The sequence below is a fragment of the Streptomyces sp. NPDC045956 genome, from assembly GCF_056430705.1.
On sequence record NZ_JBWKKZ010000015.1, the window covers coordinates 190,370 to 199,116 of the forward strand.

Sequence of the window (8,747 nt, forward strand, 5' to 3'; positions counted from 1 at the left end):
GGCTGCGCCCGGCCAGAGGAGGACCCCGTGTCTTCGCGAACACCCCGCATCCGCCGCAGGAGATGGCTCGCCGCACCGCTCGGCGCGCTCGCCCTCGTCGTCGCCTTCCCCGCCACCGCCTTCGCCGCACCGCCCCCGGGACTGCCCGGCAACGCCGACGCCGCGGAGCGGACGTACCAGCCGGCGTACGACTACGACACCGACGGGTGCTACCCCACCCCGGCCATCGGAGCGGACGGAGCGGTCAACGGCGGGCTCAACCCGACCGGCGCCCTGAACGGCAACTGCCGCGACGCCTCCGACCTGGACAACACCAACGGCTACTCGCGCGCCAAGTGCGACAACGGCTGGTGCGCCTACCTGTACGGCCTGTACTTCGAGAAGGACCAGGCGCTGCCCGGCAGCAGCCTCGGCGGCCACCGCCACGACTGGGAGCACGTCGTGGTGTGGGTGCGGGACGGCGGCGGCGTCGAGTACGTCTCGACGTCCAACCACGGCTCGTTCAGCGTGCACGCGCGGTCGGCGATCCGCTTCGACGGCACCCACCCGAAGATCGTCTACCACAAGGACGGCATCAGCACCCACTGCTTCCGGCCGGCGACCTCGGGCGACGAACCGCCGGAGAACCACAAGGGCGGGTGGCAGTACCCGACGCTGGTCGGCTGGAACGGCTATCCGGCCGGGCTGCGCGAGAAGTTGAGCACCTACGACTTCGGCAGCGCCAACTTCGGCCTGAAGGACGGCAGCTTCGCCTCCCACCTGGCCGCGGCCAAACCCTCCGGCGTCCCCTTCGACCCGTACGCCTGACCCGGCGGCTGGGCCGGTCGGGCGAACCGCGGGGCCCGCACGCCCCGAAGAGCACTATCGTGTCCGCATGTCCGCCCCCGAACTGATCCGCATCGTCTCCCGTGACTCCCCCATGGCCCTGGCGCAGGTCGAGCGCGTCCGGGCCGGGCTGGCGGCCCTCCACCCCGGCGTGCGCACCGAGGTCGTGCCGGTGAAGACCACCGGCGACAAGTGGCTGGGCGACCTGGCGCAGGTGGAGGGCAAGGGCGCGTTCACCAAGGAGGTCGACGCCGCGCTGCTCTCGGGCGAGGCCGATCTCGCCGTGCACTGCGTCAAGGACGTGCCCGCCGACCGGCCGCTGCCGGCGGGCACGGTCTTCGCCGCGTTCCTGGAGCGGGACGACGTCCGTGACGCCCTGATCCATCCGGCGGGGCTCACGCTGGACGAGCTTCCGGCCGGGACCCGCGTCGGCACCTCCTCGGTGCGCCGCGTCGCGCAGCTGGCCGCGACCCACCCGCACCTGAGGTGCGTGCCGTTCCGGGGCAACGCCAACCGCCGCCTCGCCAAGCTGGCCGCCGGTGAGGCGGACGCCCTGCTGCTCGCGGTGGCCGGCCTGGAGCGCATCGGCCGCCGGGACGTGATCAGCGAGGTCCTCTCGCCGGAGACGATGATGCCGCCGATCGGCGCGGGCATCCTCGCCCTGCAATGCCGGGAGGGCGACACCGCCCTCATCGAGGCGGTGAGCGGCCTCGGGCACCCCGCGACCCATCGGGAGGCGGCGGCGGAGCGCATGTTCCTGCACGTTCTCCAGGGGCACTGCAACAGCCCGATCGCCGGCTGCGCCCGGGTGGACCGCAGTGGGGAACTCTCGCTGCGGGCCTGCGTGTTCACCCCGGACGGCAAGACCCGGCTGAACGCCCACGAGTGGGCCGGCCGGCTCGACCCGGCGACCCTCGGCACCTCGGTCGCCGTGGCCCTGCTGCGTCAGGGCGCCCGCGAGATCATCGACGGCATCCCGCACTGAGGGGCCGTGCGGCGGGGGTCAGGCGGTGCCCTTCTCCGCCTGGTCCCGCAGGAAGGCGCTCACCTGGCACGCCAGCCCCTCGTCCCGCGCCCCGCCGGACAGGGGCTCGGTGCCCTCGTCGGGCAGCCCGAGACCACCGGTCCACACCCGGCGGTCGGCCCAGTCCTCGTCCACCCGGACCTGCACCTGGACGTCCACCTGGGAGAGGTTCGCCTCCGGTCCCGCCGCGTAGAGCACGGCGGTCGCCCGGCGCAGCGGGTAGACGTCGAAGCCCTCGATGAACTGGGAGTTGCGCCAGTCGAGGAAGGCGCTCTCCCCGTCGGGACCGATCCGCACGTCGATCTGGCCGTCCTCCAGGTGGACGCCGAGATGCCGGGCGCCCCGGTTCTCCACGGTCACCCGGACGCAGAAGTACGTCAGTCCCTCGGCGGCGTCGTCCCGGCCGCGCGGCGGCTCGGCCGGCTCAAGACGGTGGACACGGACCCGCAGGCCGGCGTGCTCGTCGTACTCCTGCCAGTCCCCGACCACGTTCGGCTCGTACACGGTGCCCCTCTCGACCTCTCGACGCTGCTTCCTATCTGTGCGCTCAGTGCACTGTCAAATGCGCGGAATGCGCTGTGGCCAGGGACTTCACCCCTTTTGCTCGGCGATCAAGCGCTGCCCAGGAACGATCCGCCGGCACCGGCGACGGACGATCACCCGGGGCGTGCCGCACATCACGTCCGCGGACGCCGTCGTCTCGCCCACCGGTCCGCGGCCGTTCGGGTGGCAGCCCGCGACGTTCGCGCTCAGTATCCATATATATGAGGATTCGCCAGCGCCCTTGCTGAAGGAGGTGCGCATGACGCGTATCACCGGCAGGACCAAGCCCCACCCCCACGACGACGCCCCCGACACGGCCGGAGCCTTCGTCCGGCTCGCGGAGCTGCCCGAGGGCCCGGAGCGCAAGGCGCTGCGGGACGAGCTGATCCAGGTCTGGCTGCCGATGTCCGAGCGCATCGCGGTCCGCTTCCGGGGCCGCGGGGAGAACCTGGAGGACCTCTACCAGGTGGCGGCGCTCGGCCTGGTCAAGGCGGTCGACCACTACGACCCGCGCCGCGGCCACGCCTTCGAGGCGTACGCCGTGCCCACCGTGACGGGTGAGATCAAACGGCACTTCCGCGACCACATGTGGACCCTGCACGTGCCGCGCCGCATCCAGGACCTGCGCAACCGGGTCCGCAAGTCCGCGAAGGAACTGGCACAGGTCACCCCGGGGCGGGCGCCCACCGTCGAGGAGATCGCCGAGCACGCGCACCTGACCACGGTCGAGGTCCGTACCGGCATGGAGGCCCTGGAGTGCTTCTCCGCCCTCTCGCTGGAGGCGGAGATGCCGGGAACCGACGGGTACGCCCTCGCGGACGCGCTCGGCGGTCCGGACCCGGCCTTCGACGCCGTGGTGGACCGGGTGGCGGTCCGGCCCTGCCTGGAGGCGCTGCCCGAGCGCGAGCGCACCATCCTCTACCTGCGCTTCTTCGGAGGGATGACCCAGAGCCGCATCGCGCAGCAGCTCGGCATCTCGCAGATGCACGTCTCCCGGCTGCTCAGCGGCTGCTTCGACCGCCTCCGCGACGAGATCCTCGCGGAGGCCCGCTGAGTACGCGGCCTCAGCCCTCCGGGGGCACGCCGGGGATCTGCGTCGGGCCGTGGCGGTCGACGGACGCCTCCAGCGTGGCCCGGATCTCCGGCGGCATCACTCCCGTGCGCCCCCAGATGAGTATCATTTCTGCCACATTGCGCAGTTTGATGTTCGTGTGCTGGGAAACTTCCTTCAAGACGATCCACCCCTGGTCCGGTGCCATCCGGCCGAGGACGACGATCATCCCTATGGCCTGGTCGACGACCGCGTGCGAGACGACCGCCTCCTTCAGCTGCCGGACCTGCTCCTGCAACTGGAAGACCTGGTCCGAGCCCCGGTCCGTGGGCATGGTCACCTCCGGATCCGGCGGGTCACCGCCGCCTGTGCCGCGCGGTACGGCTCCGACGCGTCCATCGTGGTCACAAGTGACGCACCGCGCCACCGGGCTGCCGGGGGCGCGCCCACCACCGTTTCGGCGCCCCGGCCGGGGTACTCGGCAGGCGCCCGCCGCACTCCCGGCCGGACACTGGTGTGGAGCCGGTGGCTGCCGGTGGACGAGATCAGGACGCGACTGCCATGAACCACCACGACATGCCCTTCTCCGCCGGCGGGGAGAGCCTGCTGTCCACGCACTCCGTGTACGGCGCCCCCTGCTGGGTGAGCCTGACCAGCCGAGACCTCAAGGCCACCGAGGAGTTCTACTCCGCCGTACTGGGCTGGCAGTGGCGTCCCGCCAGGCTGGGCGAGCCGTTCCGCATCGCCCTGGCCGACGGTGCGCCGGTCGCCGGGATCGCGGCGGTGGCCGCGATGTGGCAGATGGCGGTGGCGTGGACGCCGTACTTCGCCGTGCGCAGCGCGGACGACGCCGTGTCGCGGGCGCAGGAGCGCGGGGGCACGGCAGCGGTCGGACCCATCTCCCTGCCCCCCGGCCGGGCCGCCCTGCTGGCCGACCGGGACGGCGCGACCTTCGGGATCTGGGAGGGCGAGCTGTTCTCGGACTGGGAGACCTGGCGCACCTCGCGCCCGGCCTTCATCCGGCTGCACACGCGCGACGCCTTCGACGCCGCCATCTTCTACGGCGAGGTCTTCGACTGGGCGGGGCGCGACGGCTGCTGCGAGGTCCAGTACGAGGGCGACGAGGTGGTCCTGCGCAACCAGGGCGACGTGGTGGCGCGCATCGAGTCGGGCGCGCTGGGTGCGGCGCCCGACCCGGCCATCCGGCCGCACTGGCAGGTCCACTTCGCGGTCGGGGACGTCGCGGCCTGCGCCCGGACCGCGGAGCGGCACGGCGGCAGCGTGCTGTACCTCGGCGACGAGGAGGCCGTGCTCCGGGACGCCGACGGCGCGCAGTTCACCGTGACCGCCCGCGGCCTCGTCAGCTGACCTCACGGCCGGCTCACCGGCCGGCGCGGGTCGGCCGGGAGAGCAGCACCAGACTGCGCTGCTCGACGGTGAGCACGGTGCCCGCCTTGTGCTCGGCCTCGTCGGGGGTGCCCTCCGGCTCGGCGGTGTCGATCAGGGTCGCCCAGCGCTCGCCGTAGGTGACGTCGGGCAGCCGGAAGTCGGTCGGCTCCCAGTGGCTGTTGAGCAGCAGCAGGAAGGAGTCGTCCGTGACGGGCCGGCCGCACGGGTCCGGTTCGGCGATGGCGTCGCCGTTGAGGAAGACGCCGACGGCGTGCGCGTCGGAGCGCTGCCAGTCGTCGTCGGTCATCTCCCGCGCGTCCGGCAGCAGCCACACCAGGTCGGGCAGCGGCTGGTCCGCGTGGGTGACCGTCTCGCCGCGGAAGTAGCGGCGGCGGCGCAGCACCGGGTGGTCGGCACGCAGGGCGATGAGGCGGCGGGCGAAGTCCAGCAGGGCGCGCTGCTCGCCGTCGAGCCGCCAGTCGATCCAGGAGATCTCGTTGTCCTGGCAGTAGGCGTTGTTGTTGCCGCGCTGGGTACGGCCCAGTTCGTCGCCGTGGCAGAGCATCGGGATGCCCTGCGAGAGCAGGAGGGTGGCCAGGAAGTTGCGCTGCTGCCGGCCGCGCAGCTCCCGCACGGCCGGGTCCTTCGTCTCGCCCTCGGCCCCGCAGTTCCAGGAGCGGTTGTGGCTCTCGCCGTCCCGGTTGTCCTCGCCGTTGGCCTCGTTGTGCTTGTCGTTGTACGAGACGAGGTCGCGCAGCGTGAAACCGTCGTGCGCGGTGACGAAGTTGACGCTCGCGCGGGGGCGGCGCCGGCTGTGCTGGTAGAGGTCGGAGGAGCCGGTCAGCCGGGAGGCGAACTCCCCGAGCGTGTGCTCCTCGCCGCGCCAGAAGTCCCGTACCGCGTCGCGGTACATGCCGTTCCACTCCGACCAGAGCTGCGGGAAGTTGCCCACCTGGTAGCCGCCCTCGCCGACGTCCCACGGCTCGGCGATCAGCTTGACCCGGCTGATCACCGGGTCCTGCTGGATGAGGTCGAAGAAGGCCGAGAGCCGGTCCACCTCGTGGAACTGCCGGGCCAGGGTGGCCGCGAGGTCGAAGCGGAAGCCGTCGACGTGCATCTCGGTCACCCAGTACCGCAGCGAGTCCATGATCAGCTGGAGTACGTAGGGGTGGCGCATCAGCAGGCTGTTGCCGGTGCCGGTGGTGTCGTAGTAGTGCTGCCAGTCGCCGTCCACCAGGCGGTAGTAGGACGCGTTGTCGATGCCGCGGAAGGAGAGGGTGGGGCCCTTCTCGTTGCCCTCGGCGGTGTGGTTGTAGACCACGTCCAGGATGACCTCGAGGCCGGCCGCGTGCAGGGTCTTGACCATCGACTTGAACTCGGTGACCTGCTGTCCGCGGGTGCCGAGGGCGGCGTAGCCGTTGTGCGGGGCGAAGAAGCCGATGGTGTTGTAGCCCCAGTAGTTGGACAGGCCGCGGTCCTGGAGGTGGCCGTCGTGCACGAACTGGTGCACCGGCATCAGCTCCACGGCGGTCACGCCGAGGGAGGTGAGATGGTCCACGACCGCGGGGTGGGCCAGCCCGGCGTAGGTGCCGCGCAGTTCCTCGGGCACCTCGGGGTGGGTCCGGCTGATGCCGCGGACGTGGGCCTCGTAGATCACGCTCTCCGAGTAGGCGCGCCTGGGCGGGCGGTCGTCGCCCCAGTCGAAGAAGGGGTCGGTGACCACGCCCAGCATGGTGTGCCCGGCGCTGTCGCCCGGGTCGGCCCGGCCCTTGGCCCGTTCGAAGAGGGAGGCGTGGTTGTCCACCATGCCGTCCACGGCCCGGGTGTAGGGGTCGAGGAGCAGCTTCGCCGGGTTGCAGCGGTGGCCCACGGACGGGGCCCACGGACCGTGGACCCGGTAGCCGTAGCGCTGCCCCGGGCCGACGCCGGGCAGGTAGCAGTGCCAGACGAAGCCGTCGACGTCGGGCAGCGGGACGGTGCTGTGGTGGCCTTCGTCGTCGACGAGGACGAGGTCGACGCGTTCGGCGACCTCGCTGAACAGCGCGAAGTTGGTGCCCTGTCCGTCGTACGCGGCCCCCAGGGGGTAGGGGTGCCCGCTCCACACGGGCGACCCCTTCCAGTTCGGCCTGGCGCGGGTCACCGGGCCTCCTCCAGTACGCCGTACGTCGTGCTGGCCCGTTCGGCCGGACGCGCCAGCCTGGCCACCGGCATGATCTCTCGCGGCACTTCCAACCCCTCCTGGGTGATCGGTTCCGGCGCGGTGGCGACCAGCGGGACACGTTCGCCGGCCCGGGCGCGCTGCGAGAACCAGATGACCTTGGCCCCCGTGTCGGCGGCACAGCAGCCCCAGCCGTCGCTGGTCGCGGCGAGGTGCTGGAGACAGGTGCGCAGGTCCTGGTCGGGACGGAGCGCGTGGTCGTTGCCCCCTACGGCCGTGATGAGGTGCTGGTGGTTCCACCACATCTCGATCGACGTGCTCTTGTCGCTCGCGTGCTCGTCGATCGCCCGCAGCAGCATCTCGGCGCCTGAGCAGACGGGTTCGACGAGGTTCTCCAGGTTCCAGAACCGGAGGTGAGCGGCCAGGATGCGCCTGACCTGTCCGACCCGTTCCGGGCTCACTTCCACGTCGAGGTGGTAGTAGCAGGGCACTGCGGTCTTCATCGTCGTGGCTCCTCACCGCGAGAGCTCTCGCTCCTCCCGTCCCTTGGGGGACGGGTCCCCGATCACGAAGCGTGAGCGCTGATCGCTTCTGAGTCACTCCAGAGTGGGATCGGTAGTCCATTCGTGCAACAGGAGAGAGAAGTTGAAGATCCAACAAGACGGGGAGTCACCGCGCGTGCACCATGTGTGAAGACTCGCTCGTCCGTACCGGACCGTCCGGAAGGTGACCGGCCATGCTGCTTCCTGCGAAGACAGAAGTCGCCCGGCAGCTGCGGCGTTACCGCACCTGGGAACGCTCGATGCTCGCGTCCCCGGCGGACCTGCGGGTCCGGGCCACCTTCGAGGACGCCGGCTACACCCTCTGCGTGCTGATGGGGAAGCGGTGCGCACGCGAGGCGGCGGACGCCGCGGAGCGGTATCTGCGCACGAACCTCGTCACCTACCTGCGGGAACAGGACGAACGGCCCCGCGCCGCCCGGGCGGCGCGCCGGGGCCCTCCGGTGGCGGACCGGCTCTCCCCGTCGGGGCGGAAGACCCCCTCCGGCGCTGCGTGACCCCATCGGCCGGGCAGGCGCCCGGCCCCGAGCACGGCGGAGGTGAGAACGGATGAGCACGACCGTGGGAATCGGGCGTATCCCGGTACGGGACGTCCACCCGGTGGTGGAGTACGGCCGGCGCCCGGCGAAGGCGGTGGCCGGAGAGACGTTCGAGGTCACCGCCTCCGTGTTCCGCGAGGGACACGACGCGGTGGCCGCCAACGTGGTGCTGAAGGACCCCGAGGGCCGGCCGGGCCCGTGGACGCCGATGCGGGAGCTGGCCCCGGGCAGCGACCGCTGGGGCGCCGAGGTCACCCCGGGCGCCCCGGGTCGCTGGACCTACCGGGTGGAGGCCTGGAGCGACCCGGTCACCACCTGGAAGCACCACGCGCGGATCAAGGTCCCGGCGGGCATCGACACCGGCCTCGTCCTGGAGGAGGGGGCCGAGCTGTACCGGCGGGCCGCCGCGGGGGTCCCGAAGGACTCCGGCCGCGACGCGGTGCTGGCCGCCGCCACCGCCCTGCTCGACGACACGCTGCCCGTGGCCACCCGGCTGGCGGCGGCGCTGACGCCGCAGGTGGACGCGGTGCTGGCCCGGCACCCCCTGCGGGAACTGGTCACCAGCTCCGACCCGCTGCCGCTGCTGGTGGAACGCGAACGCGCCCTGTACGGCGCCTGGTACGAGTTCTTCCCCCGCTCCGAGGGCACCCCCGAGCGG

The 8,747-nt window shown here is 72.0% G+C and carries 10 protein-coding genes; 6 read left to right on the forward strand and 4 right to left on the reverse strand.

The genetic code is table 11. From position 1 onward, the window contains the following. The first annotated feature begins 27 nt into the window (after positions 1-27). Together AC07FV_RS32235 and hemC are read left to right on the forward strand one after the other, a co-directional pair. Positions 28-807 (forward strand): NPP1 family protein, encoded by a 780-nt coding sequence (locus AC07FV_RS32235; RefSeq protein WP_479091133.1) that lies wholly within the window; start codon positions 28-30, stop codon positions 805-807. A gap of 67 nt (positions 808-874) precedes the next feature. After that, entirely contained in the window at positions 875-1,810 is a 936-nt protein-coding gene (gene hemC / locus AC07FV_RS32240; RefSeq protein WP_479091135.1) for a hydroxymethylbilane synthase, read from the forward strand. Between the two features lie 18 nt (positions 1,811-1,828). On the opposite strand, the gene AC07FV_RS32245 is transcribed toward hemC, so the two are convergent. Continuing rightward, the gene (locus AC07FV_RS32245; protein WP_479024189.1) at positions 1,829-2,353 is read right to left on the reverse strand and encodes a hypothetical protein; all 525 of its coding nucleotides are present in this window, start codon (positions 2,351-2,353) and stop codon (positions 1,829-1,831) included. A 298-nt stretch (positions 2,354-2,651) separates the two neighbouring features. On the opposite strand from AC07FV_RS32245, the gene AC07FV_RS32250 reads away from it, so the two are divergent. After that, positions 2,652-3,446: a SigB/SigF/SigG family RNA polymerase sigma factor gene (locus AC07FV_RS32250; RefSeq protein WP_479091136.1), complete on the forward strand. Its 795-nt coding sequence runs from the start codon at positions 2,652-2,654 to the stop codon at positions 3,444-3,446. 10 nt (positions 3,447-3,456) lie between these two features. On the opposite strand, the gene AC07FV_RS32255 is transcribed toward AC07FV_RS32250, so the two are convergent. Beyond that, on the reverse strand, positions 3,457-3,777 hold the full coding sequence (locus AC07FV_RS32255) for an ANTAR domain-containing protein (RefSeq protein ID WP_479091137.1): 321 nt from the start codon (positions 3,775-3,777) through the stop codon (positions 3,457-3,459). Positions 3,778-4,004: 227 nt separating this feature from the next. On the opposite strand from AC07FV_RS32255, the gene AC07FV_RS32260 reads away from it, so the two are divergent. Continuing rightward, positions 4,005-4,811 (forward strand): VOC family protein, encoded by an 807-nt coding sequence (locus tag AC07FV_RS32260; RefSeq protein ID WP_479091138.1) that lies wholly within the window; start codon positions 4,005-4,007, stop codon positions 4,809-4,811. 13 nt (positions 4,812-4,824) lie between these two features. Here AC07FV_RS32260 and glgX read toward each other — a convergent pair whose 3' ends face one another. Together glgX and AC07FV_RS32270 are read right to left on the reverse strand one after the other, a co-directional pair. Further along, entirely contained in the window at positions 4,825-6,972 is a 2,148-nt protein-coding gene (gene glgX, locus AC07FV_RS32265; protein ID WP_479091139.1) for a glycogen debranching protein GlgX, read from the reverse strand. Then, positions 6,969-7,493 (reverse strand): pep a2, encoded by a 525-nt coding sequence (locus tag AC07FV_RS32270; RefSeq protein ID WP_479091141.1) that lies wholly within the window; start codon positions 7,491-7,493, stop codon positions 6,969-6,971. Before AC07FV_RS32270 ends, glgX begins: the two co-directional genes overlap by 4 nt. A gap of 233 nt (positions 7,494-7,726) precedes the next feature. On the opposite strand from AC07FV_RS32270, the gene AC07FV_RS32275 reads away from it, so the two are divergent. Further along, positions 7,727-8,047, forward strand: coding sequence for a DUF5133 domain-containing protein (locus tag AC07FV_RS32275; RefSeq protein ID WP_479091142.1), 321 nt, complete (start codon positions 7,727-7,729; stop codon positions 8,045-8,047). Between the two features lie 52 nt (positions 8,048-8,099). After that, the coding region (locus AC07FV_RS32280) for a maltotransferase domain-containing protein (RefSeq protein WP_479091144.1) at positions 8,100-8,747 on the forward strand (648 nt) is incomplete at its 3' end.

What these genes read in the sequence shown, in the direction of transcription:
- hemC (WP_479091135.1), top strand. Translation starts at nt 875, where the DNA reads ATGTCCGCCCCCGAACTGATCCGCATCGTCTCCCGTGACTCCCCCATG.
- AC07FV_RS32250 (WP_479091136.1), top strand. Translation starts at nt 2,652, where the DNA reads ATGACGCGTATCACCGGCAGGACCAAGCCCCACCCCCACGACGACGCC.
- AC07FV_RS32255 (WP_479091137.1), bottom strand. Translation starts at nt 3,777, where the DNA reads ATGCCCACGGACCGGGGCTCGGACCAGGTCTTCCAGTTGCAGGAGCAG.
- AC07FV_RS32260 (WP_479091138.1), top strand. Translation starts at nt 4,005, where the DNA reads ATGAACCACCACGACATGCCCTTCTCCGCCGGCGGGGAGAGCCTGCTG.
- AC07FV_RS32270 (WP_479091141.1), bottom strand. Translation starts at nt 7,493, where the DNA reads ATGAAGACCGCAGTGCCCTGCTACTACCACCTCGACGTGGAAGTGAGC.
- AC07FV_RS32275 (WP_479091142.1), top strand. Translation starts at nt 7,727, where the DNA reads ATGCTGCTTCCTGCGAAGACAGAAGTCGCCCGGCAGCTGCGGCGTTAC.